The organism is Clostridium sp. SHJSY1 (assembly GCF_031626875.1).
Classification (GTDB): domain Bacteria; phylum Bacillota; class Clostridia; order Clostridiales; family Clostridiaceae; genus Clostridium.
The window spans coordinates 34471-59606 of the sequence record NZ_JANDMF010000006.1 but is presented as its reverse complement, the minus strand read 5'-3'; the positions used below and the strand labels follow the sequence as shown (position 1 = coordinate 59606).

The window sequence follows — 25136 nt, the reverse complement described above, 5'->3', positions numbered from 1 at the left end:
TAAAAATACTTTGCTATAATGGTATATATAAGGAAAAAAGGAGAGAAGAAAATGGATAAGTCTAACATTGATTACACTCTTTATTTAGTTACAGATAGAGATATTTTAGAAGGCAGAAATTTAAAAGAAGCAGTTGAGGAAAGTATTCTAGGAGGCACAACTATAGTTCAGCTAAGAGAGAAGAAAATTTCTTCACTAGATTTTTATAATATAGCTAAGGAAATTAAAATAATAACCGATAAATATAATGTACCATTAATAATAAATGATAGAATAGATATAGCCCAGGCTATTGATGCTTCAGGTGTTCATTTAGGACAAAGTGATATGCCTTGCAAGGTGGCTAGAAAAATATTGGGCGAAAATAAAATAATAGGAATATCTGCACATAACTTTGAAGAGGCATTAAAAGCTCAGACAGAAGGAGCGGACTATATTGGTTGTGGGGCTATTTTCCCTACAAACACAAAAAAAGATGCCAATATAGTTACATGTCATTCATTAGGGAAAATAAAAAGAGCAATAGATATTCCAGTTATAGCAATTGGTGGTATTAATGAAAATAATATTGTTAAATTAAATGGATTAGGAATAGATGGAGTTGCTATAGTATCAGCAATTCTTGCAAATAATAATATTAGATATGCCACAAAAGAATTAAAGAATATTTTAGATAATAATTTTACAACAAATGTTTAGATATTGAGTTGGTTTAGTTATTTTAATGGTATATAATTAAGCAGAGGATAAAAAGAAAGAGAGGATAAATGTATGGGTGAAATGGAATTAGTAAGCAAGTCTATTGAAAAGATTGGTAAAGAAATTGATGAAATGAAGAGTATAGTTGAAACTCTTTATGGAAAATTAGATAGTATAAAAGATATGGCTAATAATTTTAAGAATTCTTCACAAGAGATAGTTGGGATTGCATCTCAAACCAATATGCTTTCATTAAATGCGTCAATTGAAGCTGCAAGAGCTGGAGAAGCTGGAAGGGGATTCGCAGTAGTTGCAACAGAAGTAAAGAAATTATCTGATATGAGTAGTAAAGTGGCTGAATCAACTGTTAAAGATCAAAATGAAATGCTTAAAATGATAGTTGATATTTACAAAGTTGCAGATGTAGTTAATGAAAAAAGTGAAAGTTTAAAGGAAGCTATTAATAGCATACAAAATGCTGTAGAAAAATAAATCATATGTTGCGATTAGAATTTAAAATTCATAACTTTAATTAAAGTTATTTTCAATTTTTAAAGATAGTTACTTAGTATAGAATAAGTTATAGTATATTTTTTTGAATTAATATGAATTAAAATGTTTATTGAAAAAAAATATTGACAAACTAGAATTTAAATACTATTATAAATAACATAAAGCAATTGCTTGAAAAATTAATATAATTGATGTCTTATCAAGAGTGGTGGAGGGACTGGCCCTTTGAAGCCCAGCAACCAATATAATAGTTCATTTACTATTTTAATGTGGTGCTAATTCCTGCGGTAATTATTTATTACTGAAAGATGAGAGAATAATAGTTTAGTGTTTTTTATGCGCTAGGGATTTATTCTCTAGCGCATTTATTTTTTATCTTACATTCATAGAGGAGGAGACAATTAGTGATAGAAATTAAAAATGTAAGTAAAAGTTTTGGGGATATAGAAGTTTTAAAAGATATTTCAATAAGCATAAATCAAGGGGAAATTTACGGTTTAATTGGACATAGTGGGGCAGGAAAATCAACTTTACTTAGATGTATAAATGGACTTGAATCCTATGATGCTGGTTCAGTGAATGTTATGGGGAAAGAAGTTTCTAAACTTAATAATAGAGAACTTAGAGAGTTTAGAAAGAATCTTGGTATGATATTTCAAAACTTTAACTTACTAAAAAGAAAAACAGTATATCAAAATATTGCTCTTCCACTTGAGGTTTGGGGGTATAGTAAGGTAGAAATAGATAAAAGAGTAATGGAACTGTTAAACTTAGTTGGACTAAAGGAAAAGATTAATAGTAAACCAACAGCTCTAAGTGGTGGACAAAAACAAAGGGTTGCTATTGCAAGGGCATTAGCATTAGAGCCAAAAATACTTTTATGTGATGAAGCAACATCAGCTTTAGATCCAAAAATAACAAAAGATATACTTACATTGTTATCTAAAATTAATAAAGAACTTGGAATTACTATTGTTATAGTTACACATCAAATGGAAGTAGTAAAAGATGTATGTGAGAAAGTAGCATTAATTGAAGGGGGCAAAATTAAAATAGAAGGAAAATCGGATGAGTTGTTCTTAAAACCAGGATTGTCTTTAAAGAAGTTCTTGGGAGAAGAAGAAGATGAAACTCTACCTGAAACAGGTGTAAATATAAAGTTATTCTTCCCAGCTGATTGTTCTGAAAATACAATAATTACAAAGATGGCTAGAGAAATAAATATTGATTTTTCAATAGTTTGGGGCAAACTTGAAAAGTTTAGAAGTAATGTTTTAGGTAGTCTAGTAATTAATGTAGAGAAAAAGGACAAGGATCTAGTTATAGATTATCTAAAAGGTAAAAATATAGAATGGGAGGTAATATAGTATGTGGGAATTAATATGGCCAGCTATATATCAAACGTTAATAATGGTAATACCATCAACTATATTAGCAGTAATAATTGGATTTATACCAGCAATTATATTAGTATTAACAGATGAAAAGGGATTAAAACCGAATAAATTTGTTTATAGTGGGTTAGACTTTATAGTGAATACACTTAGAAGTTTGCCATTCATTATATTAATGGTGGTAATTATACCATTAACTAGATTAATAGTAGGAAAATCATATGGAGAAGTAGCAGCTATAGTGCCATTAACATTAGCATCAGCACCTTTTATAGCAAGAATAATAGAAGCGGCTTTAAAAGAAGTTGATCCTGGAGTTATAGAAGCTGCAAAAGCATTTGGGGCAAGCACAATACAAATAATATTTAAGGTAATGATTAAAGAAGCAGTACCAGCAATTATTTCAGGAATAACACTTTCAGTAATAAGTATTATAGGATATTCGGCTATGGCAGGGACCATTGGGGCAAATGGTCTTGGCGCATTAGCTGTTAGATATGGATATCAAAGATTCCAAACAGATGTAATGATAATTACTGTAATATTACTTATTGTTATTGTTCAAGGGTTACAAAGTTTAGGAAATTATTTATATAACAGATTATCAAAGTAAAGATTTTAAGGGGGATTAATATATGAAAAAGAAGAGTATAATTTCAATAGCATTAGCAGGTGTATTGGCATTAGGTCTTATAGGATGTGGGGGGAAAAAGACAGATGATAAAACAATAACTATTGGAGTATCACCTGTTCCACATAAAGAAATAGTAGAAAAGATTCAACCTATCTTAGAAAAAGAAGGTTATAAATTAGAAATAAAAGAATTTGATGATTATGAATTGCCAAATACAGCAGTACAAGAAGGTGAAATAGATGCAAATTACTTTCAACATATTGCTTATTTAAATACAACAAATAAAGAAAAAAATTATGATTTAACATATACTGCAGAGATTCATATTGAACCTATGGCATTATATTCAACAAAGGTTAAGAGCCTTGATGAAATAAAAGATGGTGCAACTATAGCAATACCTAATGATCCATCAAATGAAGCAAGAGCTTTAAGATTACTCGCAAAATCAGGATTAATAAAAGTTAAAGAGGGAGAACTTATTACAATTTCAGATATTACTGAAAATACAAAGAATATAAAGTTTAAAGAGTTAGAAGCGGCACAACTTCCAAGAACTTTAGATGAATTAGATGGAGCTGTAATTAATGGAAACTATGCACTATCAGCTAAATTAGATGCTACAAAAGATGCAGTGTTCACAGAAGATAAAAATGATGAATCTATAAAAAATTACAGAAATGTATTAGCAGTTAAAAAAGGAAATGAAAATTCAGATAAAATTAAAGCTTTAACAAAGGCTATGACTTCAGATGAAGTTAAAGCATTTATTACTGATAACTATAAGGGTGCTGTAGTTCCAGTATTTTAATAATAAAAAAGATTGATTATAAGTTATATCAATACCTATAGATTGGATGCTTTGAAAATAGTATTTAATCTATAGGTATTATTTATGTCTTAAAAATGGATTAATATATGGAATTCATTTAATTTTACAAGAAATCAAAATAAGGTTAAAATAAATTATAATTAAATGGTAGTGGAGGAAAATAGAAATGAAAATTTCAAAAGTAAAGGCAGAGCTTAAAGGACAAGATATTTTAAGTATAATAAATGAATTTGTTAAAGTTGAAGGACTATCTCTTAGTAAAGTTGATATAGATAATGAGATTAAAATAGAGGGTGCTTTTAAAAAGGGAGTATCATTTGATTTTGAAGGAATACTAACAATAGAAGGTGTAAAGGATGGAAAAGTGTATTGTAAATTTTCAAAGTTTAAGATATTAAAACTTGGCTTATTTAGAATTATGCGAAGTTATGCATTAAAAACTGCCATTAAACATCTTGCTGTAAGTGGTATAGAAAATTATAAGGATATAGTAATTTTAGATATACATAAGATATTAAATCCAGTACCATATGTTGATTTGGATATTTCTGAAGTATATATAAAAAAGAATATGCTTATGGTTGAAGTTGCAGAAGTTAATATATCAATTAAAGGAGGATTAATAAAAGATGAAGAGGTTGAAGAAGTATTGACAGAAGAAGAGGAAGTGCTAGAATTTCCTATAGAGAAAGTAAAAGATGTGTATACTGTTGGAAGAAAAATAATGGAGGACAAGTTACCGGAGAAGGCTAGAATAGCCAGTGATATTGTTTTTATTTTGCCAGATGTATTAGCATTAATTTGCAGATTGTTAAAGGATAATAGAGTTCCAATGAAAACAAAATTAATTATATCAGCATCACTTGGATATGTTGTATTTCCTGTAGATATAATACCAAAAAAGATTCCATTTATAGGAAGTGTTGATGAGTTAGCTGTTGCTTTTTTTGCCTTAAATAAGATTGCAAGTACTGTTCCAACCAAAGTTATAGCTGAAAACTGGGAAGGGAAAAATGAATTGGTTCTAGTTCTTAAAAAAGGGGTAGAATATTTAGTGGGCTTTACTAATGCAAGAAATGTTGATAAATTATATAGTGTAATTAGTGAATTAAGTACATTATAGGAAGGTAAATTTATGGCGAAATATTATTCAGTATATAGAGGGAAATCGGGAGTATCTAAGATTCTTACAAGTTGGGAAGAATGTAAAGAAGAAGTTATAGGATGTAAAGGTGCTATATATAAGAGTTTTAAAACAGAATCAGAAGCAATAGAGTTCTTGTCTTTAAACTCAAAAGGAAAATGTGGAGATATTACTTTAAAGAGTGAAAGTGAAGAAAAATCAATAATTGATGATAGTAATTTAGTTATTTATGTAGATGGAAGTTTTTCTTTAGAAAAAAGTAACTATTCTTATGGATTAGTAGCTATTAAAGATAAAGAAGTAGTTTATGAGGATAATGGGGTGGGTGAAGACCAAGATGCTATAGCTCTTAGAAATGTTGCAGGAGAAGTTTTAGGAGCTTCTAGAGCTGTTGAATATGCTATTTTAAAAGGATATAAAGAGGTCACTATTGTATATGATTATCAAGGAATAGAATGTTGGGCCTTAGGCACTTGGAAGCGAAACAAGGAATTAACAATTGCTTATCATAAGTTAATGCAAGAAAATATGAAAAAAATTAGTATAAAGTTTATTAAAGTTAAAGGGCATAGTGGGGATAAATATAATGATATAGCAGACCAACTTGCAAAGAAAGCTTTGGAAATCATTTCATAGATTAAAAGAACAAAAATTACATAATATAAATATAGAAACCAGTTAGATTAATTAAAAGAAGAGGTGTTTTATTATGGGTAGATATGTAAATGGAATTATTACTGGAGTTGCAGTTGGTGCTGCAGTTGGAATGATGGTATTACCTCAACTAGATAGAAAAACTCAAAAAACTTTTAGAAAAGCTGGAGAAAGAATGTTAAATTATGTTGAGGATTCTCGTGATGGAATGATGAGAATGTTTTAGAAATTAAAAGCAGAGTTAAGGCTCTGCTTTTTTTGCCCAATAATTACCAACAAATGAACTAAAAATTGTTGAAAATATTACATTAAGTTGTTTCCTTTTACAAATTTATGTTATAATTTATATTAATTTAGTTATTTACCTGTATGAAATAATAAAAATTGAAAAAGGAAGAGGATACGATGGACATACTGTCATTAGGAGAAAAAATAAAAAAAAGAAGAAAAGAGTTAGATATGACTCTAAAAGACTTAGCGAAGGATAGAATTACTCCTGGACAAATAAGTTTAGTAGAGTCGGGAAGATCAAATCCATCTATGGATTTATTAGAATATTTATCTGTAAATTTACAGACTTCAGTAGAATATCTTATGGAATCTGAAGAGAGTCAAGCAGAAAAAATTAGTACATATTATTCACAAGTTGCGGAATCTTATATTTTAAGTGGTGATTATGATAGGGGGGAAGCATATATAGAAAAAGCTTTGTTGTATGCTGAAAAATATAACTTAGAATATAGAAAGGCAAAAATATTATCACTGAGAGGGAAGATAAGTACATTTAGAGGCGAGATTTCATTAGCGCAACAATTATTTTTATCTTCAAATGTAATATTTATAAAAAATAATAATTATGAAGAAATAGTAGAAACTTTTTTAAATCTTGGGAAAATAACAATAAATCTAAAATCATACCACTCAGCAAGTAGTTATTTGAAACAAGCAGAGAAAGTATATCTAGATAATGAAGTTGGAAATGATTATATGTTAGGTGAAATATATTACTATATTGCTATAATATATTTCTCAATGGAAGATGAAGAGAATGCTAATAAATATGCTTACATGGCTAAAGAAAAATTAATGCAAATTTATGATAGAGATAAGTATGCAAAATCCTTGCTTCGAATCTCAGAAGAATACAATGCAAGTGGAGATTTAGTTAGTGCAATTAAGTATTCTAATAAATCACTAAAAATATATGAAGAGATAAATAGATTAAAAAACTTATCAATAGTTGAAAATAATTTAGGAAAAATATTTTACAATTTTGAAGATATAGAAGAGTCTTTTAAACATTTTAAAATGGCTAATAAGTTATCACAGAATTATGATAACAATATAGAAATTGAGACAAGCTTAAATATTTGTAAAAATCATATAAAATTAAAAAATATTGATAAATGTGAGGATCTATTAGAAGAAATAAGACTTAAGATAAAAAGCAGTAACAAGGAACAGGTAATAGAATACAACTTAATAAAATATAGAATTTTTACGATAAAAGAAGAGTATGAAAAAGTTGAAAGCATACTACTAGAAAGTTACTATATAGCAAAAGATTCTGGCCTTTTGCAGAAAGCGGGAGAGATTGCTATAATACTTGGAAAGTATTTTATGGATAATAAAAAAGTAGAAGAAGCAACTAAATACTTAGATGAAGGGGTAAATTTATTTAAAGAATTAGGGGTTCTGTAAAATTAAATTTGATAGGTGATTAAAATGGAAATATTGTCTACTGGGGAAAAAATAAAAAGAGCAAGAATATACAAAGGAATAACATTAAAAGATCTTTGTGAAGATAAAATATCGATTTCAAAAATGAGTTGTATAGAAAATGGAAAAGTTAAGGCTGGTAAAGAAATTATACAGTTTATTGCAAATAAAATCGGACTTGATTACGATTACCTTATACAAGATGTTTATGAACAAATAGTAGAAAATCTAGCTGCAATTAAGAATGGTAAAAACAATGGGGAAGAAGAGATTAAGCATAATTTATACTATGCTGTAGAGTATGGGTATTATGAATTAGCCTTTGAACTTGTACATATTTTATTCTCGTATTATTTACATGAACAGAAATATGAAAAGATTCAATTAATAATATCTCAATATTATGATTTATACCAAAAGAATAATAAAGATGAAAATACAATAATATATTTTAGTGATATGGCAAAATACTTACTTCAAAATAAGGAGTATATAGAAGCTATAGCTTATTATGTAAGATTAAGAGAAATAATTAAAATAAAAGAAGCTAAAGAAAAAGAATTATATTCAACAATAACTTATAATGAAGGAATTTGTTATTGTAAATTGCATAATGAAATAGAAGCATATCTTTTATTAAAGGAATCAATTAAATATTTAGAGTATTTACAAGGTGATATAAATAAGGGAAAAGTATGCCAAGCTTATGCTTTAACATGTATAAGATTACGATATGAGGAAGCAGAAGAATATGTAAAAAAAGCTTATGAATATCAAAAAAGTAATCCGATGATAGTAGCTAGTGCTAAGGGGGAATATGGTAAGGCTTATTTTGAAGTTGGAGAAAGTCATAAGGCAGTAGAAGAAATTTTAGAAGGTATAACTATATTTCCAACATACAACAAGGAAAAACATGTACAATTTTTAAATGAATCAATAGAGACTTTATATAAGTATAGTCAATATGATAAAGCTTACGAACTAACAGGACAAGCTTTGGATTTGGCAATTGAAACTGGAAATATAAAGTTAATAGAGAAGGCATATTACTTTAAAGGAAGTATATTGCAAAGTGGTGGAAGTTTTAGAGAAGCTGAAATGTATATGAATTTAGCATTAGATAGTTTATTAAAGTTTGGAACAAAAGAAGAACGTAGAAAAAGATATTTAGATATGGCAAATATGTATTATAAATTAGGTGATATTAAAGATTCTTTAAAATATTTTTCATTGGCAATGACAAAAGAGAGAAACATTTTATAAAATTATAATTTAAATTGGATTAAATAAATTTGATTACAGTGTATTTATTTAATCCAATGTTTTTATTTTATTATAATTAAAATTGCGCCATAACCTTTAAGTTTAGTTATTATATTTAAAACTGAACTTTTTTTAGCGTATTTAAATTCAATTTTAGGAAAAGAAGCTTTTGATAAAATTTCTTTTTCCTCTTTACTTAATCTATCAGGCTTACCCATGGAAACCCAATAGTTATATGATGAACCAAGTTTGTCATTTATTTCGTAGAAAGTCATTCTAGAATCTTTATTTATATTAGTTAGATTCAAGGAAATTTTCTTTTCTATAGATTTTGACATACCAGGTTTATTCACTAATTTATGATTTTCTAAAATACTATCTAAGATTTCGCTATAAGTATATAGAAGTATGTTAAAACCATCAGAAGATTTTGTTACAATATATCCATTATCCATTGCAACAATATTGCCACTTAGTTTACTCATAAGATAATAAGCATAATATGAAGGCTTTCTTATAGCCATATCATTAATAAGTCCTGAAGCACCAATAAATACTTCGTTATTTAAATGAGTTTCTCTTTCTAATACATCAAAAGCTCTTAAATCACTCATATCTTCCAAGGTGAATAATTCCTTGTGGATTATATAAGGCACCATATAAGTTGTATCATAGATAGGATTTAATTGCCTGTTTTGAGTAAATTCATTATCTATTATAGTAAAGTCAAGAGTATTGATAATATAATCTTGCAAATTCAATTTTAGTTCTTCACATAATTTAGAAGAAAGTTGAAATTTTACTTTAGATAAATTAAAAACTTTCACATCAGAAAAATAGGATTTAAAACTTTCTAGCACTTTAATATAATCATCAATAAAAAAATTAGCATTATCAAGAACAATAAGAGGTTTTAATTCTATATAGTCAAGGAATTCTAATACAGTTCTTGCTCTATTCCAATTAAAGAAATCATTGTTTTTAAACACTCCCATATCTTCACTGAAAAAATTCTCAAGCCTTCCATAGTTAAAGTGAAGTTCCTCTTGTAGCTCCTCTAAAATATCTTTATTATCTTCAATAAGAAGATCAAAAGTATCACCTAAAGTAAGAATTTCTCTGAACTTTTCGTTAAATTTTCCTTGAGTTAGGTTCATATCAACATGAATATTCCATAATTTATTTTCGTAATTATATCTTTCATATTCATTAAGATAAGAAGATAAAAGTTCAACGGAATTATCAATTGGATAGTAAGTTATTTTTTTTAGACTTTCATATAATTTTTGGGAAAATCTATTTTTTCTTCTAAACTGAAGAGGTGTACAGTTGTAATAAATTTTAAAATGTTTATTTAAATATCTAGTATGAGAAAAACCTACTTCATCAGATATTTCTGAAATACTCATGTCAGTATCTAAAAGTAATTTTACTGATTCTTCTACTCTAGTTAAATTTAATAAGTCTGTAAAACTGTAACCAGTAGCGTTTTTTATTTCATGTGAAAGATAATGTGGAGTTAAAAACTCCTTTTTAGCAATTTCTTGTAAAGTTATATTGCTATTATAATTATTATAAATATATTTAGAAATTCTATGATATCTTTCTAATTGTTCTTTGTTATCTTTTAAATCTTCTTGTTCATAAAGTAAATAATGAAAGTTATTTATTAAATGATAAAGTAAGTTTATTAAAATATCTTGAATTTCTTCATCATAATTTTCTTGCTTTTGTACAAATTCATAAAGAAGTTCTGCTAGAAAAGTTCTAAATTCATCGTATTCTTCACCTTCTTGAGCGCCAAGATCAGAAGTATTTGTATAAAAATAAACATTTTTTATATCTTTGTAGTATTTTGATAAAAAACTAGGGTCTATATGAAATATTAAAAGTTTATTATCATCAGTAGAACTTATACTATGGGTTTCGTCTACATTTATTATTTCTAATTCATTTTCAAATAGTTCAAAGCTATCTGTATCTATTGATATTTTTACTTTGCCTTTTAGTACATAAATTACTTCGATAGAATTATGCCAATGAATGGGATATTCTTTTATAGAACAGAATGAAATATTAATTGGCATATTAGAGGCAAAGTTTATAAATTCTTTTCTCAAAATTTTCACCTCCTGTTTTATATAGAAATTATAACAATTAATAATTATATTAGAAAGCTAAAATATTCAAAATAAAACTTTGACTTTCTTTGACCTTTGTATTATTATAAAAATATAGAAAATAATACTTACAGTAATAAGGAGGAATAATTCATGAATGTTGAAAAAATGACATTAAGAGTTCAACAATGTTTAAGTGATTCAAATGGGATTGCAGTTAGATTTAATCACCAACAAATTGAAGTGATTCATCTTTTTGCTGCCCTTGTAGAACAAGAAGATGGACTAATACCAAATATTTTTACCAAAATGGGTGTTGATATAAAAAGGTTAAGTTTAGAAATTAATAATAAATTAGGGTCAATGCCTAAAGTTTTAGGAGAGGGAGCAAATTCCTCAGGGGTTTATATAACAAGAAGAGTAGATGAGGTTTTAGTAAAGGCAGAAGATATTTCCAAGAAATTTAAAGATTCTTATATAAGTGTTGAACATTTAATGTTAGCTATTATGGAAGTAGATTCTAAAGGTATGGTTGGAGAAATACTAAATAAGTTTAATGTTCTTAAAAAAGATTTTATGAAAGTATTAGAGGAAGTAAGAGGAAATCAAAAGGTTGAAACTCAAGATCCAGAAGGAACTTATGATGCATTATCAAAGTATGGTAGTAATTTAGTTGAGTTAGCTAAAAAGCATAAGTTAGATCCAGTAATAGGTAGAGATGAAGAAATAAGAAGAACAGTTAGAATACTTTCAAGAAGGACAAAAAATAATCCAGTGCTAATAGGTGAACCTGGGGTCGGTAAAACTGCTATTGTTGAAGGCCTAGCAGAAAGAATAGTAAAAGGTGATGTTCCAGAAGGACTGAAAGATAAAATTATATTTTCGTTAGATATGGGATCTTTAATTGCTGGAGCTAAATATAGAGGAGAATTTGAAGAAAGATTAAAAGCTGTATTAAAAGAAGTCCAAAGAAGTGAAGGCAGGATTATATTATTTATTGATGAGATTCATACTATCGTAGGTGCAGGAAAAACAGATGGTGCAATGGATGCAGGTAATTTAATTAAACCACTACTTGCTAGAGGAGAATTACATTGTATTGGAGCAACTACATTTGATGAGTATAGACAATATATAGAAAAAGATAAAGCTTTAGAAAGAAGATTCCAACCTGTTATAGTAGATGAACCAACAGTAGAGGATACTGTATCTATATTAAGAGGGTTAAAGGAGAAGTTTGAAATACATCATGGAATTAGAATTCATGATAATGCAATAGTAGCTGCAGCTAAGCTTTCTCATAGATATATTCAAGACAGATTTTTGCCAGATAAAGCAATTGATTTAATTGATGAAGCAGGAGCAATGATAAGGTCAGAAATAGATTCATTACCTACTGAATTAGATATTATAAGACGAAAAGTGTTTCAATTAGAAATTGAAAAAGGTGCATTAGAAAAAGAAAATGATGAGGGATCTCAGAAGCGCTTGGAAGCATTATCAAAAGAATTAGCTGAACTTAAAGAAAAAAATGATGAAATGACAGCGAAATACGAAAAAGAAAAAGAGCATATAACTTCTTTAAGAGAATTAAAGACAAAACTTGATGATGCACGTGGTGAAATTGAAAAATATGAAAGAGCATATGATTATAATAAGGTAGCAGAACTTAAATACTCAACTATACCAAGATTAGAAGAAGAAATAGAAAGAAGAGAAAGTGAAGTTAAAGAAAATTATGAAGGAGCTCTTTTGAAAGAAGAAGTAACAGAGGATGAAATTTCAGAAGTTCTATCAAAATGGACTGGAATTCCTGTGTCAAATCTTCTTGAAGGAGAAAGAGAAAAATTATTAAGGCTTGATTCAGAACTTCAAAAAAGAGTAATAGGTCAAAATGAAGCAATAGAAGCTGTATCTAGTGCAATATTAAGAGCAAGAGCTGGATTAAAGGATGAAAATAAGCCAATAGGATCATTTATATTCTTAGGACCAACAGGAGTTGGTAAAACTGAACTAGCAAAAACTTTGGCTAGAACATTATTTGATAGTGAAGATGCTATGATAAGAATTGATATGTCTGAATATATGGAAAAGCATGCTGTGTCAAGACTTGTTGGTGCACCTCCAGGATATATAGGATATGAACAAGGCGGACAATTAACAGAAGCTGTTAGAAGAAAGCCATATAGTGTTCTTTTGTTTGATGAAATTGAAAAAGCCCATGAAGATGTATTTAATATGTTTCTTCAAATTTTAGATGATGGAAGATTAACTGATAATAAAGGAAAAACAGTTGATTTTAAAAATACAATAATTATTATGACTTCAAATATAGGTTCACAATATCTATTGGAAAATGAAAGTGAAGATGAAGTAAGTGAACAAAGTAAAAAATTAGTTATGACTGCTTTAAAAAATAAATTTAAACCAGAATTTCTAAATAGAGTTGATGATACTATAATGTTCAAACCTTTATCAGAAACAGGAATTAAGAAGATTATTGAGATATTCTTAGATGAAGTTAGAGGCAGATTGAAGGATAAAAATATAATATTAGAAATTACAGATGATGCAAAAAATATTTTGGTAAAAGAGGGATATGATGTTGTATATGGTGCTAGACCACTTAAGAGATATATCCAAAATACCCTTGAAAATAGTCTAGCAAGAAAAATTATAAAAGGTGATGTTCATTATGGTTCAAATGTAGTTGTAGATGGAATTGAAGATGAATTAACAATTTCTACAAGGTAAAAATAGCTTGTATCAAAAATATAAAAATGCAGAAAATATATATGAAGAATGACTCGTCAGTAAAAACTCAAAATCAGCTTTCTTATGGGAATTGATTGTGTTAGTGTTAAGGAGGAATTTTTATGAATTATGTAACTGCATTTAATAATTATGTAGTAGTTAATCCTATAGGTGAAATGCAAGGATTCGCTGAGCTTGATGAAGCAGTATCAGCTGTAGATTCTTATGATTTAGAAAATATTTTAAAGCTTTCAGAAAAGCCAAAAAAAAATTCTATGTTTGATATGTATCAAGAACAAGATATGAAAGATGCAGGGGTGATTTTTGGTGTAGATGAAGGTGAATGTCAAATTTATAATATGGATAATCTAATTACAAGCATAAGGAATTCTGATATATTTGAAGATGAAAAAAATGAATTGATTTCAGAGTTGTTAAAAGAAAAAATTAATTTGAATGTATATGATAGAGGAATTGTGCAGCTACTATCTAATGTTGAGGTTGAATGGACATAATAATGAAAGGTCACGGTTTGATCCGTGACCTCTTAATTATTTTATTTCGTTTTCGTATTGTTTAACCATTCTTTTAACCATTTCTCCACCAACACTACCACATTGTTTTGAAGAAAGATTTCCGTTGTACTCAGTGAAAGGAACTCCCATTTCACTTGCAACTTCGTTTTTGAATTTTGATAATCCGTTCTTAGCTTCTGGAACTAATGCTTTGTTGTAATTTTGTGACATTTTAAATTCCTCCTCTAGCGAGCTATTTATTTGCTAAGCATTTCTGCTTTGCACTATTATTGTGTGTAAATGAAAAAAATATAAACTATAATTTAGTAGGTAAAAGAGGAAAAATGTACAAACTATATTATGGATTATTTTCTGTGTCTATATACTTTGAATAATCCAGTTGCTACAGGAATTATAATAAGTATTGAAATAATACACTCTGGAAGACCATTAGTAAGAATTATGGTGCCAAGTGTTCCAGCAACTGCTTCAGGACTCAAGTTTTTTAGTGATGCATATTGATTACGAAATAGTAAAAAAGTTAAACCAAGCACACCAACTGTGTTAGTAATTGTACCAGCAGCAGCAGCAAATCCATAAGCAGCTATTGAGTTATTAAATTTATTCTTTATAAATTTATATATATAATAAGATATAATTCCAATCAATACTCTTGGTATTATAGCAACTATAGGATTCATAAATACTGGTGATAAAAGGGTTGGTGCAGTTATATTTTGGTATATTGAAAATAATCCAAAAACTAATCCAACAGCAGCACCTACAATAGGACCTTCAATAATAGCGCCTATTATTACTGGTATATGCATGATTGTAGCTTTCATGAAAGGAAGTGGTATAAAGCCTATTCCTGTTAATCCCATAAATATGGAGATGCTAGATAACATCCCTATTGTGGCTAATTGTCTAACTTCAAAAAAACTTTTTTTATGATTTTCCATTAAATTTCCTCCGTTCTTATTCTTTTATCTAATAGACATAATTCGGAAACTCTTAAATATAGATTTAAAGTTCAGCTTTGTTAAAATGCTGACAAATATTATTTTATCATTAATTAAAAAATTATCAATTAACATAATTAATAATAGAATTTTCTTAAAATTATAAAGGATTGATTTTCAAGTGAATTTGTTCTTGAAAATCAATCCTTTAATTTATATTATTTAATAATATCTCTTTTATCAGGCATAACTAAAGCACATGCAATATATGCAATAAATCCCCATCCCATACACAAAACCAAAATCCATAAAATTCTTATTAGTGTAACATCAGTATCAAAATATTCTGCTAACCCTGCACATACTCCAAAAACCTTTTGCTCAGATGTATTTTTGTATAATCTTTTTTTTGAATCCATAAATGTTAGTCCCCCCTAAAACTAAAAAACTTAACAATATAATTATAAGCGAGTATTATAAAAAGTATAGCTAATAATTACAATATAATAAAAAATTAAGATGATATTAAGATTAATTATATTTTAGGTATTTTGTGAAAATAGATATATAATGATAGTATAAGATAATTGTGAGAAATAGGAGGGGTGTCATGGGCGATTGGTACAAAGTGGGAGACTATCCTGAAAAATCTTGGAGTATATCAAAAATGAAAGTGCTTCAAAATTGTCTTAGAGAATATTATTACACATACTATGGTTCACATAAAGGCTGGATATATGAATCAGGAGATGAACAAAAAATTTCTTGGAGATTGAAAAAGTTAACTAATATATGGCTTATGTTTGGTGATAAACTTCATGAAATTATAAAATATCAAATTAAAGATAATGAGAATAAAATTAGTGTAGAGCAAATGAAAGTATATATGAGAAATAAGCTTAATTCTGAAGTGAAGGCCAGTATAGAAAAAGTTAAAACTGGAGAATGGGATGAATATCCTAAAGGAGAGATGCTTCAAGAATATTATTATGAAGAAGGGCTTAGAGAAGAGGTTGTAAAAGAAATAAAAGAAAGAATTGAAATATGTACTAGTGCTTTAATAAGTTCTAAGTCCTATAATGATATTAAAAATACAGAAAAAAAGATTTTGGAAGTTGATGAGGGAAAGTTTGATTCTATTTTTGTTTCTGGTATAAAAGTTTATGCACTTATAGATTTGTTGTATATAGATGAAAATGGCAATTACATTATTGTGGATTGGAAAACTGGTAAGATTGGAGAACAAGATAAAGAGCAGTTAATGGTTTATGCAATATATGTTATGGAGAGGTATGGAGTTAATTTAGATAAAATTATAGGAAGAATAGAATATCTACTATCAGGTGAAAATGTTGAGTATATATTTAATATTGATGATATTGAATATATAAAATATAGAATAAGAATGGATTTAAATGTTATTGATGCTTTTTTAGAAGATAAACTTCAAAATAAACCAATAACTAAAGAAAATTTTTTGATGAGTGAAAATTTAAATAAGTGTAGGAAATGTAAATTTAGAAGATTATGCATAAATTAGGAGGAGATTAATATGAGATTAATAGATATTGTTCAGTTAACAAATAATAAATTTTTAAATATGTATAAATTAAAGCTAATAAATAGAAAAGGAACTCCAAAAGATTATTTTGTTGCTAGCAGAAGAGAAAGAAGAAAATTAAGTTGTGTAACTAAAGATCATACTGTTTGTGATGGAGTTATGATAATTCCTATTACTGAAGAAGGGGAAGTAGTAATGCTTAAACAATATAGACCAGCTATATCTGATTATTTGTATGAGCTTCCAGCAGGAATAGTAGATAAAGGTGAAAGTATAGAAGTAGCTGCAAAAAGGGAATTATATGAAGAAACTGGTTTAATAGCAAAAAGTTATGAATTGTATCTTAAGCCAAGTTATACTTCTGTAGGATTATCAGATGAGACTACAGCTATTGTAAAAATGATAGTTGAAGGAGAAATAACAAATGAACATACAGAAGATGATGAAGATATTGAAGTGTTTAAATTAAAAATAAGTGATGCAAAAAAGTTTGTAAAAGAACATAATGTATCTATAAAAGGAGCATTGGTTTTATTAAGTTTAGAATAAATATTAAAAGGTGATGTTCTCTTGATAAAAACACTTGTTTTTGTTGGGAGAACATGATATAATAAAAAAAGAAATTTTTACATAATTATATACTTGGGGTGATAAAATGAAATTTCAAAGTACAAGAGGATTAGAAAAAGGAGTGACATCAGCTGAGGCTATTATTCGAGGTATAGCTAGTGATGGAGGGCTATATGTTCCAGAATCTTTTCCAAACTTGTTTGATGCATTAAAAGAAAATAATCAATTATCATATGAAGAACTAGCCTTTAATATAATAAAGGAATATTTCACTGATATTGATGAAACAGAATTAAGAGATGCAATTAATGATGCATATAAAAATCGTTTTAAGGTTGAGGTAAATAAGGAATTTCTAGAATTGTACCATGGGCCAACTAGTGCGTTTAAGGATGCTGCATTATTATTTCTTCCTCAAATTATGAAAAGAGCAAAGAAGACTTTAACTATAAAAGAAGATATAGTTATACTAGCTGCTACTTCAGGGGATACTGGTAAAGCTGCTCTTGAAGGGTTTAGTGATGTAGATGAATTTAAAGTAGTGGTCTACTATCCTAAAAATGGAGTAAGTGCTATTCAAGAAAGACAAATGGCAACACAAGAAGGAAGTAATGTTAAGGTGTTTGCAATTACAGGTGATTTTGATAACGCACAAACAGGGGTTAAAGAAATATTTGGAGATGAAAAGTTTAAAGAAGAATTAAAGAAAAAGGGCTATCTTTTATCTTCAGCAAACTCAATAAATATAGGGAGACTTGTACCACAAATAGTGTATTATTTCTATGGTTATTTTGAGTTAGTTAACCAAGGCAAAATTGAAATGGGGCAAGAAATAAATGTAGTAGTGCCTACAGGGAATTTTGGTAATATATTAGCATCATATTATGCGAAAAGAATGGGGCTACCAGTACATAAATTTATTTGCGCATCAAATGAAAACAAAGTATTGTCAGATTTCTTTCAAAGTGGAGTATATGATAAGAGAAGAGAACTTATCTTGACAGAATCTCCATCTATGGATATTTTAGTATCTTCCAATTTAGAAAGATTATTATTTGAAGGTAGTGGGCGAGATGGACAAGAAATAAAAAAACTTATGGATTCCTTAATGGGGGAAGGTGTTTATAAAGTTTCTGAAAAAATAAGCAAATTCATGGGGAATTTTTATGGGAATTTTGCAGAAAAAGAAGAAGTTTCAAAAGCAATAAGTAATATTTATAAAAATGAGGGGTATCTAATAGATACACATACTGCGGTAGCAGAAGTAGTTTATAAAAAATATGTGAAGGAAACAGGAGATAATAGACAGTCATTGATTGTATCAACGGCAAGTCCATATAAATTTCCGAGAAGCATTTGTTCTTCACTAGATATTGATATTAGTGGATTAAATGACTTTGAAGTATTAAATAAGTTATTTGAAGAAACAAAGGTAGAAATTCCTGAAAATTTAGTTGGGCTAGAGAAAAAGAAAATTTTACACAATGAAGTATGGGATAAAGATGAGATGGAAAAAGCTCTCTTATCTTATTTAAAGTAGGGATTAATATGATAAAGGTAAGAGTGCCAGCTACTTCAGCGAACATGGGGCCAGGGTTTGATTCGTTAGGAGTTGCTTTAAATCTTTATAATATATTTGGATTTAGAGAGATTGAAGATGGGTTAAGTTTTAAAGGAGTTCCAGAGGAATTCTGCAATAAAGAAAATATAATTTATCAAGCTATGATGAAGTGTTTTAATAAAGGTGGATATAAACCTAAAGGAATAGAAATATCAGCATTAAAACAGGCGGTACCTGTATCTAGAGGACTTGGAAGTAGCTCAAGCTGTATAGTTGGGGGACTAGTTGGAGCTAATGAACTTTTGGGGAGAAAGTTTTCTAAAGATGAAATACTTCAGATGGCTGTTGAAATTGAAGGTCATCCAGACAATGTTGCGCCAGCAGTGTTTGGGGATATGATTGTTGCTATAATGGAAGATGAAAAAGTATACCATCAAAAGATAAATGTTTGTGATAAAATAAGGTTTGTTTCTATAATACCTAATTTTAGACTTTCCACTAGTGAAGCAAGAAGTGTTTTACCTAAAGAGATATCATTAAAAGATGGAATTTACAATGTAGGAAGAGCGTCTTTATTAGTTGCAGCAATATCAAATGAAAATCTAGAATTGCTTAAATATGCTTGTAAAGATTCATTTCATGAAAAATATAGGAGTAATCTTATAAGAGGTTTCGATGAAGTAAAGAAAGAAGTTTTTAGGTTAGAAGGAATAGCTTCGTATTTAAGTGGTGCAGGGCCTACTATTATGGCTATATCTTTAAAAGAAAATATAGGATTTAGTGATAAAATTAAAGAATTTTTAAAGATAAAGGGATTAGAGTGGGATGTATATGAATTATCAGTTGATAAAGTAGGGGCAATAGTACTAGAGGGTGATTAGAAATGAAAGGGAATTTTTTTGTAATAGATAAAAGAGTTTTACCAGAAGTATATGAAAAAGTTGTAAAAGCGAAAAAATTATTAAAAGAAGGTAAAGTTAAGGAAGTAACAGAAGCTACAAAGTTAGCAGGAGTTAGTAGAAGTGTATACTATAAATATAAAGATTTTGTCTTTGAATTTTCTGAAAGTCCAAGAGGACAGAAGGCTACATTTAATATTATGATAATAGATCAAACTGGAGTGTTATCTACTATATTAAATTATATATCAAGCGTTGGTGGTAGTATATTAACTATAAATCAAGGAATACCATTGAATGGGTATGCATATGTTACTTTAACTATTGATATAAATAATCTAGATGGAGATATAAAAACATTAGTACAAGATTTGTCAAGACTAGATAGAGTGGAAAAGGTGGAATTTATTGCTATGGAATAGCAATATATTTTTAGAGTGAAATTGTGATTTCACTCTTTTTTTTATAAATAAATTAATTTAAGCAAATGAATTTTTTTATAGAATTTAACAAAAGTTAGTATTGACAGTAATAAATACATATATTAATATTAAAATATAATTTATCGATTTAGCGTGTTAAATTGATAAAGTAAGGAGGGGGCTATGACAAAAAAATATATAACACCAGAAGGTACAAGAGACTTGGTTTTAGGTGAATGTGCCATAAAAAAGAAATTACAAATGGATATTGAGGAGATTCTGGACAAATGGGGGTACAAAGAAGTTGTAACACCAACAATAGAGTTTTATGAGACTTTCAATTCAGGATTTCAGAACTTAAGAGAAGAAGAAGTTTATAAGTTTTTTGATAACAGAGGAAAAATATTAGTATTAAGGCCTGATATGACTATTCCAATAGCAAGGGTAGTTGCAACTAAATTTAAAGATATTCCAGGACCAATAAGATTCAGGTATAGTTCAAATGTGTATAGAGTACATGAAAGTTTAGGTGGTAAAAAAAATGAATACACTGACTGTGGGGTTGAACTTGTTGGAACAGAAGATAAATTTTCAGACTTAGAGATTTTAGTTACAGCTTTAGATGTTTTAAAAGTCTTACAAGTAAGTGATTATAAACTAGAAGTGGGAAATATAAATTTCTTTAATTCGGCAATTAAAGAATTGAATTTAGGAGATGAAGATAGAATAAAATTAGCAGAACTTATTGATAGAAAAAGTTTAAAAGAACTAGATGAATATTTAGATTATTTAGAAGTGGAAGATAATTATAAAGAATTCTTTAAAAAGGTTCCTTGGCTTTTTGGGGGCAAAGAAGTCTTAGAGAAAGGTAAAAAATATTGTTTTAATGATGAAGTTAAAAATAGTATAGAGTATTTAGAAAAGCTTTCAGAAGTATTATATGAACTTGGATATGGAGATATGGTAACTTATGATTTGGGAATGGTACCAAGACTTGATTATTATACTGGAATAATTTTCAGAGGTTATGTTGAAGGGGTTGGTGTTACTGTTTTAAGTGGGGGGAGGTATGATAATTTAATTTCATATTTTGGAGAAGATAGAAAAGCAGTAGGTTTTTCAATAAATCTTGATTCTGTAATGGATATTATGAAGGATAAAAAAATTGAACAAAAGCAATCATATAAACTTTGTTATGGAAAAAAATTTGAAATAGAAGCTTTCAAAAAAGCAGAAGAATTAAGAAAGCAAGGTTTTGTAGTAAATATGATTTGTAATCCAAATGAAAATCGAATTAATGTTCAGGAAGGAGGTAATAATAGATGAGTATAAGTATAGCATTAACTAAAGGAAGATTGGAAAAAGAAACTGTTAAATTACTTGATAAAGCAAATTTTGGTACAGAAGAATTAAAAGACAAAGGTAGAAAGTTGGTATTTAGTGATACTAAGGAAGAAATTAAATATTTTTTAGTTAAGGCTGCAGATTCGATAACTTATGTAGAACATGGGGTTGCAGACATTGGGGTAGTCGGCAAAGACACATTATTAGAATCGGGTAACGACTATTATGAAGTATTAGACTTAGGTTTAGGTAAATGCAAATTTATTGTTGCTTCATTACCTAAAAATGAATTTCTAAAGAAAATTGGGCATATAAAAATAGGAACAAAGTATCCAACCGTAGCAAAAGAGTATTTCAAGAAAAAAGGTATGGATGTTGAAATAATAAAAATTGAAGGATCAGTTGAATTAGCTCCCATTTTAGGGTTATGTGATGCTATTGTTGATATTATGGAAACAGGAACTACTCTTAAAGAAAATGGGTTAGTAGTATATGATACAATTTGCGATATTAGTGCTAGAGTAATAGTTAATAAAGCAAGTTTTAAAATAAAAAAAAGAGAAATAGAGTCATTTATAGAAAGAATAAGAAATGTATTAAGTGAGTAATAGCAATAAGCAATAGGTAAAGGTGGAATAGAAAATGTTAAAACTTTTCAATTTAGAGGAAAAAGGATGGAAGCTTCTTATTAAAGATTTAGAGGATAGAGAAAACAGTGAAAGCCAAGAAATATTAGATACTGTATCAAAAATATTAAAGGATATTAGATTAAGAGGAGATAGTGCAATAAAGGAATATACTGAAAAATTTGATAATGTAAAATTAGAAAATTTTAAAGTAAGTGAAGAAGAATTGGAAGAGTGTTTTAACTCAGTAGATAAGGAGTTTATTAATAATCTTAGTGAAGCAAAAAGAAATATAGAATATTATCACAAAGCTCAAAAAGGAAGCGGTTTTATATTGAATAAAGAAAGGGGAGTATTTTTAGGACAAAGAGTATTGCCTTTAGATTCAGTAGGAGTGTATGTACCTGGTGGTACTGCAGCATATCCATCATCGGTATTAATGAATGTAATACCAGCTAAGGTGGCTGGAGTAGAAGAAATAGTTATGGTAACCCCTCCAAATAAAGAAGGAAAGATAGATTCATATATAGGAGTTGCAGCTAAAATTTCTGGTATTAGGAATATATATAAAGTTGGGGGTGCACAAGCTATAGCTGCATTAGCTTATGGAACAGAGAGTATTCCTAAGGTAGATAAAATAGTTGGCCCAGGCAATATATTTGTGGCTACAGCTAAAAAACTTGTGTTTGGAAAAGTTGATATAGATATGATTGCTGGTCCAAGTGAAATTCTTATAATAGCTGATGAAGGAGCAAGTGCAAGTTATATAGCTGCAGATTTAATGTCACAAGCGGAACATGATAAGTTAGCTTCTTCTATATTAGTTACTACATCTAGCAAATTATATGAAGATGTTAATTTAGAATTAGAAAAACAAATTAAAGGTCTTTCAAGAAAAGAAATAATTAAAGAGTCTTTAACTAATTATGGGAAAATTATTATATGCAAGAGTATTGATGAATGTATAGAAGTTTCAAATAAAATAGCGCCTGAGCATTTGGAATTAATGGTTGAAAACTCTATGGAGCATTTGGGAAAAGTAAAGAGTGCTGGATCTGTATTTCTTGGATATAATACACCAGAACCCATAGGCGATTACTTTGGGGGAACAAATCATGTATTACCTACAAATAGTACTGCAAAGTTTTTTTCAGCACTTTCAGTAGATAGTTTTATTAAAAAATCATCATTTTTATATTATTCAGAAGAAGCTATAAAAGAAGATGGGGAAAAGATAATTAATATAGCGAACAAGGAAGGACTTACCGCACACGCAAATTCTGTGAAAGTGAGGATAAGGTAATGAAAGAAATAAATTCTTATATAAGTTTAAGAGGTGATAATGAAATAAATCTAAATGGTAATGAAAGCTATTTAGGAATAGAGCAAGAAATGCTTGGAATGATGAAAAGTTCATTTGGAAAGGTTGATTTTAATAGGTATCCTGATAATGAAAATGTAAAAATTAAAGAATTATATTCTATATATATTGGAGAGGAAATAACTAAAGATAATATAGTAGTCGGTAATGGTTCAGATGAAATGCTGGGATTAATAATTAGTATGGTAATTGGAGAAAATAAAAAACTATTAACAGTATCACCAGACTTTACTATGTATGATTACTATGTATCTATACAAAATGGCAAAATTATAAAATATCATAGTGATAGAAATGGATTTGTAGATATTGATAAGTTGATAGAACTTGGGAAAAAGGAGAATGTGGATTTAGTTATGTTTTCTAATCCGAATAATCCAACTGGATATGCATTTAGCTTAGATGAAGTAAAAAGAGTTGTGGAAGCTTTTCCTAATATATATGTTGTTATAGATGAGGCGTATTATGAATTTTATGGAGAAAGTGTAGTAGGAGAAGTAAATAAATATAAAAATTTAATAGTTACAAGAACATTGTCAAAAGCATGGGGACTTGCAGCGCTTAGAATAGGATTTTTAATTTCAAGTGAAGATAATATTAAAAAATTTAATGAAAGCAAGGTACCATATAGTATTAGTTCACTTTCACTTGCTGTTGCAGAAGTTGCATTAACTAATCAAACTAGAGTTAAGGAAGATAGCAAAAAAATAGTAGAGGAAAGAGAAAAACTTTATAGTAAGTTGAAAAATATAGAAAAAGAAGCTGTGTTAGAGGTAGAATTTTTTAAATCTAAAGCTAATTATATTTTTGGAAGAACTCCATATAAAGAAGCATTGCTTACTGGCTTAAGAATGAATTGCATTAACATAAGAAGCTTTGAAGATGATAGTTTTAGAATCACTATTGGATCACCTTTTGAAAATAGTAGGCTTTTGCAAAGTTTGAGGAAAATATTTGTATATGGAGGGGAATAAGGTGGATGAAAGAATAGTAACCTTAGAAAGAAATACAAAAGAAACACAGATAAAGATAACCTTAAACATTGATGGATCTGGAAAAACATCTATTGAAACTGGAGTGGGGTTCTTTAATCATATGCTGAATTTAATGGCTTTTCATGGAGGCTTTGATTTGGAAATTAAAGCTAAGGGGGATTTAGAGGTGTGTGATCATCATCTAGTAGAAGATATAGGAATTTTAATGGGAAAAGCATTTTTAAAGGCTTTAGGAGACAAGAAAGGAATAAAAAGATATGGCACATTTTTCATTCCAATGGATGAAGCTTTAGCACAGGTTTCTCTAGATATAAGTGGGAGAAGTTTTTTGATATTTCAGTGTGATTTTAAAAGAGAAAGTATAGGAAACTTCTCTACAGAAATGGTAAAGGAGTTTTTTAGGGCATTTTCTTCTAATGCAGAGATAACACTTCATGAAAGAGTTATTTATGGAGAAAATGATCATCACAAAGTAGAAGCCTTATTTAAGGCAACAGGAAGAGCTTTGAGAGAAGCAAAAGAAATAGATATAAATAATATGGTGCTACCTTCCACCAAAGGTATGTTGTAGGAG

At 28.4% G+C, this 25136-nt stretch carries 26 protein-coding genes and 1 riboswitch; of the genes, 22 read left to right on the top strand and 4 right to left on the bottom strand.

Going from position 1 to position 25136, the window contains the following annotated elements:
* Positions 1 to 51 precede the first annotated feature (51 nt).
* From thiE to NNC19_RS05260, 10 genes are all read left to right on the top strand, one after another.
* The gene (gene thiE, locus NNC19_RS05305) at positions 52 to 699 is read left to right on the top strand and encodes a thiamine phosphate synthase (RefSeq protein ID WP_310937583.1); all 648 of its coding nucleotides are present in this window, start codon (positions 52 to 54) and stop codon (positions 697 to 699) included.
* Positions 700 to 771: 72 nt separating this feature from the next.
* On the top strand, positions 772 to 1191 hold the full coding sequence (locus tag NNC19_RS05300; RefSeq protein ID WP_310937582.1) for a methyl-accepting chemotaxis protein: 420 nt from the start codon (positions 772 to 774) through the stop codon (positions 1189 to 1191).
* Positions 1192 to 1405: 214 nt separating this feature from the next.
* Positions 1406 to 1527: riboswitch (SAM riboswitch) on the top strand.
* 89 nt (positions 1528 to 1616) lie between these two features.
* Positions 1617 to 2579 (top strand): methionine ABC transporter ATP-binding protein, encoded by a 963-nt coding sequence (locus tag NNC19_RS05295; RefSeq protein WP_310937581.1) that lies wholly within the window; start codon positions 1617 to 1619, stop codon positions 2577 to 2579.
* Between the two features lies 1 nt (position 2580).
* Positions 2581 to 3219, top strand: a complete 639-nt coding sequence (locus NNC19_RS05290; RefSeq protein WP_310937580.1) for a methionine ABC transporter permease — start codon at positions 2581 to 2583, stop codon at positions 3217 to 3219.
* A gap of 22 nt (positions 3220 to 3241) precedes the next feature.
* A complete protein-coding gene (locus NNC19_RS05285) occupies positions 3242 to 4051 on the top strand; it encodes a MetQ/NlpA family ABC transporter substrate-binding protein (RefSeq protein WP_310937579.1) in 810 nt (269 codons plus the stop codon).
* 187 nt (positions 4052 to 4238) lie between these two features.
* Entirely contained in the window at positions 4239 to 5195 is a 957-nt protein-coding gene (locus tag NNC19_RS05280; RefSeq protein ID WP_310937578.1) for a YkvA family protein, read from the top strand.
* Between the two features lie 12 nt (positions 5196 to 5207).
* On the top strand, positions 5208 to 5852 hold the full coding sequence (locus NNC19_RS05275) for a ribonuclease H family protein (protein ID WP_310937577.1): 645 nt from the start codon (positions 5208 to 5210) through the stop codon (positions 5850 to 5852).
* Positions 5853 to 5925: 73 nt separating this feature from the next.
* A complete protein-coding gene (locus NNC19_RS05270; protein ID WP_310937576.1) occupies positions 5926 to 6096 on the top strand; it encodes a hypothetical protein in 171 nt (56 codons plus the stop codon).
* A 179-nt stretch (positions 6097 to 6275) separates the two neighbouring features.
* The gene (locus NNC19_RS05265; RefSeq protein ID WP_310937575.1) at positions 6276 to 7571 is read left to right on the top strand and encodes a helix-turn-helix transcriptional regulator; all 1296 of its coding nucleotides are present in this window, start codon (positions 6276 to 6278) and stop codon (positions 7569 to 7571) included.
* Between the two features lie 24 nt (positions 7572 to 7595).
* Positions 7596 to 8852 (top strand): helix-turn-helix transcriptional regulator, encoded by a 1257-nt coding sequence (locus NNC19_RS05260; RefSeq protein ID WP_310937574.1) that lies wholly within the window; start codon positions 7596 to 7598, stop codon positions 8850 to 8852.
* Positions 8853 to 8914: 62 nt separating this feature from the next.
* On the opposite strand, the gene NNC19_RS05255 is transcribed toward NNC19_RS05260, so the two are convergent.
* Positions 8915 to 10972, bottom strand: coding sequence for a helix-turn-helix domain-containing protein (locus NNC19_RS05255; protein WP_310937573.1), 2058 nt, complete (start codon positions 10970 to 10972; stop codon positions 8915 to 8917).
* Between the two features lie 153 nt (positions 10973 to 11125).
* Here NNC19_RS05255 and clpB point away from each other — a divergent pair, with 153 nt between their 5' ends.
* On the top strand, positions 11126 to 13726 hold the full coding sequence (gene clpB / locus NNC19_RS05250; protein ID WP_310937572.1) for an ATP-dependent chaperone ClpB: 2601 nt from the start codon (positions 11126 to 11128) through the stop codon (positions 13724 to 13726).
* A gap of 122 nt (positions 13727 to 13848) precedes the next feature.
* Entirely contained in the window at positions 13849 to 14241 is a 393-nt protein-coding gene (locus NNC19_RS05245) for a hypothetical protein (protein WP_310937571.1), read from the top strand.
* 36 nt (positions 14242 to 14277) lie between these two features.
* Here the strand turns inward: NNC19_RS05245 and NNC19_RS05240 are convergent, their stop codons facing one another.
* From NNC19_RS05240 to NNC19_RS05230, 3 genes are all read right to left on the bottom strand, one after another.
* Entirely contained in the window at positions 14278 to 14472 is a 195-nt protein-coding gene (locus tag NNC19_RS05240; RefSeq protein ID WP_310937570.1) for an alpha/beta-type small acid-soluble spore protein, read from the bottom strand.
* A 134-nt stretch (positions 14473 to 14606) separates the two neighbouring features.
* Positions 14607 to 15203, bottom strand: a complete 597-nt coding sequence (locus NNC19_RS05235) for an ECF transporter S component (protein WP_310937569.1) — start codon at positions 15201 to 15203, stop codon at positions 14607 to 14609.
* Between the two features lie 218 nt (positions 15204 to 15421).
* Complete coding sequence (locus NNC19_RS05230; RefSeq protein ID WP_310937568.1) at positions 15422 to 15622, bottom strand: PspC domain-containing protein; 201 nt, start codon at positions 15620 to 15622, stop codon at positions 15422 to 15424.
* Positions 15623 to 15813: 191 nt separating this feature from the next.
* On the opposite strand from NNC19_RS05230, the gene NNC19_RS05225 reads away from it, so the two are divergent.
* The 10 genes from NNC19_RS05225 (at position 15814) to hisB (ending at position 25133) form a co-directional block, all read left to right on the top strand.
* Positions 15814 to 16743, top strand: coding sequence for a PD-(D/E)XK nuclease family protein (locus tag NNC19_RS05225; protein WP_310937567.1), 930 nt, complete (start codon positions 15814 to 15816; stop codon positions 16741 to 16743).
* Positions 16744 to 16755: 12 nt separating this feature from the next.
* A complete protein-coding gene (locus tag NNC19_RS05220; RefSeq protein ID WP_310937566.1) occupies positions 16756 to 17313 on the top strand; it encodes an NUDIX hydrolase in 558 nt (185 codons plus the stop codon).
* Positions 17314 to 17419: 106 nt separating this feature from the next.
* Positions 17420 to 18874 (top strand): threonine synthase, encoded by a 1455-nt coding sequence (thrC, locus tag NNC19_RS05215; protein WP_310937565.1) that lies wholly within the window; start codon positions 17420 to 17422, stop codon positions 18872 to 18874.
* An 8-nt stretch (positions 18875 to 18882) separates the two neighbouring features.
* Positions 18883 to 19776: a homoserine kinase gene (thrB, locus tag NNC19_RS05210; protein ID WP_310937564.1), complete on the top strand. Its 894-nt coding sequence runs from the start codon at positions 18883 to 18885 to the stop codon at positions 19774 to 19776.
* A 2-nt stretch (positions 19777 to 19778) separates the two neighbouring features.
* Positions 19779 to 20216 (top strand): ACT domain-containing protein, encoded by a 438-nt coding sequence (locus NNC19_RS05205; protein WP_310937563.1) that lies wholly within the window; start codon positions 19779 to 19781, stop codon positions 20214 to 20216.
* Positions 20217 to 20399: 183 nt separating this feature from the next.
* Positions 20400 to 21542: an ATP phosphoribosyltransferase regulatory subunit gene (hisZ, locus tag NNC19_RS05200; RefSeq protein WP_310937562.1), complete on the top strand. Its 1143-nt coding sequence runs from the start codon at positions 20400 to 20402 to the stop codon at positions 21540 to 21542.
* Positions 21539 to 22168 (top strand): ATP phosphoribosyltransferase, encoded by a 630-nt coding sequence (hisG, locus tag NNC19_RS05195; RefSeq protein WP_310937561.1) that lies wholly within the window; start codon positions 21539 to 21541, stop codon positions 22166 to 22168. Before hisZ ends, hisG begins: the two co-directional genes overlap by 4 nt.
* Positions 22169 to 22202: 34 nt before the next feature.
* Complete coding sequence (hisD, locus tag NNC19_RS05190; RefSeq protein ID WP_310937560.1) at positions 22203 to 23489, top strand: histidinol dehydrogenase; 1287 nt, start codon at positions 22203 to 22205, stop codon at positions 23487 to 23489.
* On the top strand, positions 23489 to 24541 hold the full coding sequence (locus NNC19_RS05185) for a histidinol-phosphate transaminase (protein WP_310937559.1): 1053 nt from the start codon (positions 23489 to 23491) through the stop codon (positions 24539 to 24541). Before hisD ends, NNC19_RS05185 begins: the two co-directional genes overlap by 1 nt.
* The gene (gene hisB / locus NNC19_RS05180; RefSeq protein ID WP_396136398.1) at positions 24528 to 25133 is read left to right on the top strand and encodes an imidazoleglycerol-phosphate dehydratase HisB; all 606 of its coding nucleotides are present in this window, start codon (positions 24528 to 24530) and stop codon (positions 25131 to 25133) included. Before NNC19_RS05185 ends, hisB begins: the two co-directional genes overlap by 14 nt.
* Positions 25134 to 25136: the final 3 nt, after the last annotated feature.

Excerpts from the sequence above, each read along its gene's own strand:
- thiE (WP_310937583.1), top strand. The coding sequence starts at position 52 with ATGGATAAGTCTAACATTGATTACACTCTTTATTTAGTTACAGATAGA.
- NNC19_RS05300 (WP_310937582.1), top strand. The coding sequence starts at position 772 with ATGGGTGAAATGGAATTAGTAAGCAAGTCTATTGAAAAGATTGGTAAA.
- NNC19_RS05290 (WP_310937580.1), top strand. The coding sequence starts at position 2,581 with ATGTGGGAATTAATATGGCCAGCTATATATCAAACGTTAATAATGGTA.
- NNC19_RS05285 (WP_310937579.1), top strand. The coding sequence starts at position 3,242 with ATGAAAAAGAAGAGTATAATTTCAATAGCATTAGCAGGTGTATTGGCA.
- NNC19_RS05280 (WP_310937578.1), top strand. The coding sequence starts at position 4,239 with ATGAAAATTTCAAAAGTAAAGGCAGAGCTTAAAGGACAAGATATTTTA.
- NNC19_RS05275 (WP_310937577.1), top strand. The coding sequence starts at position 5,208 with ATGGCGAAATATTATTCAGTATATAGAGGGAAATCGGGAGTATCTAAG.
- NNC19_RS05270 (WP_310937576.1), top strand. The coding sequence starts at position 5,926 with ATGGGTAGATATGTAAATGGAATTATTACTGGAGTTGCAGTTGGTGCT.
- NNC19_RS05265 (WP_310937575.1), top strand. The coding sequence starts at position 6,276 with ATGGACATACTGTCATTAGGAGAAAAAATAAAAAAAAGAAGAAAAGAG.
- NNC19_RS05260 (WP_310937574.1), top strand. The coding sequence starts at position 7,596 with ATGGAAATATTGTCTACTGGGGAAAAAATAAAAAGAGCAAGAATATAC.
- clpB (WP_310937572.1), top strand. The coding sequence starts at position 11,126 with ATGAATGTTGAAAAAATGACATTAAGAGTTCAACAATGTTTAAGTGAT.
- NNC19_RS05245 (WP_310937571.1), top strand. The coding sequence starts at position 13,849 with ATGAATTATGTAACTGCATTTAATAATTATGTAGTAGTTAATCCTATA.
- NNC19_RS05240 (WP_310937570.1), bottom strand. The coding sequence starts at position 14,472 with ATGTCACAAAATTACAACAAAGCATTAGTTCCAGAAGCTAAGAACGGA.
- NNC19_RS05235 (WP_310937569.1), bottom strand. The coding sequence starts at position 15,203 with ATGGAAAATCATAAAAAAAGTTTTTTTGAAGTTAGACAATTAGCCACA.
- NNC19_RS05230 (WP_310937568.1), bottom strand. The coding sequence starts at position 15,622 with ATGGATTCAAAAAAAAGATTATACAAAAATACATCTGAGCAAAAGGTT.
- NNC19_RS05225 (WP_310937567.1), top strand. The coding sequence starts at position 15,814 with ATGGGCGATTGGTACAAAGTGGGAGACTATCCTGAAAAATCTTGGAGT.
- NNC19_RS05220 (WP_310937566.1), top strand. The coding sequence starts at position 16,756 with ATGAGATTAATAGATATTGTTCAGTTAACAAATAATAAATTTTTAAAT.
- thrC (WP_310937565.1), top strand. The coding sequence starts at position 17,420 with ATGAAATTTCAAAGTACAAGAGGATTAGAAAAAGGAGTGACATCAGCT.
- thrB (WP_310937564.1), top strand. The coding sequence starts at position 18,883 with ATGATAAAGGTAAGAGTGCCAGCTACTTCAGCGAACATGGGGCCAGGG.
- NNC19_RS05205 (WP_310937563.1), top strand. The coding sequence starts at position 19,779 with ATGAAAGGGAATTTTTTTGTAATAGATAAAAGAGTTTTACCAGAAGTA.
- hisZ (WP_310937562.1), top strand. The coding sequence starts at position 20,400 with ATGACAAAAAAATATATAACACCAGAAGGTACAAGAGACTTGGTTTTA.
- hisG (WP_310937561.1), top strand. The coding sequence starts at position 21,539 with ATGAGTATAAGTATAGCATTAACTAAAGGAAGATTGGAAAAAGAAACT.
- hisD (WP_310937560.1), top strand. The coding sequence starts at position 22,203 with ATGTTAAAACTTTTCAATTTAGAGGAAAAAGGATGGAAGCTTCTTATT.
- NNC19_RS05185 (WP_310937559.1), top strand. The coding sequence starts at position 23,489 with ATGAAAGAAATAAATTCTTATATAAGTTTAAGAGGTGATAATGAAATA.
- hisB (WP_396136398.1), top strand. The coding sequence starts at position 24,528 with ATGGAGGGGAATAAGGTGGATGAAAGAATAGTAACCTTAGAAAGAAAT.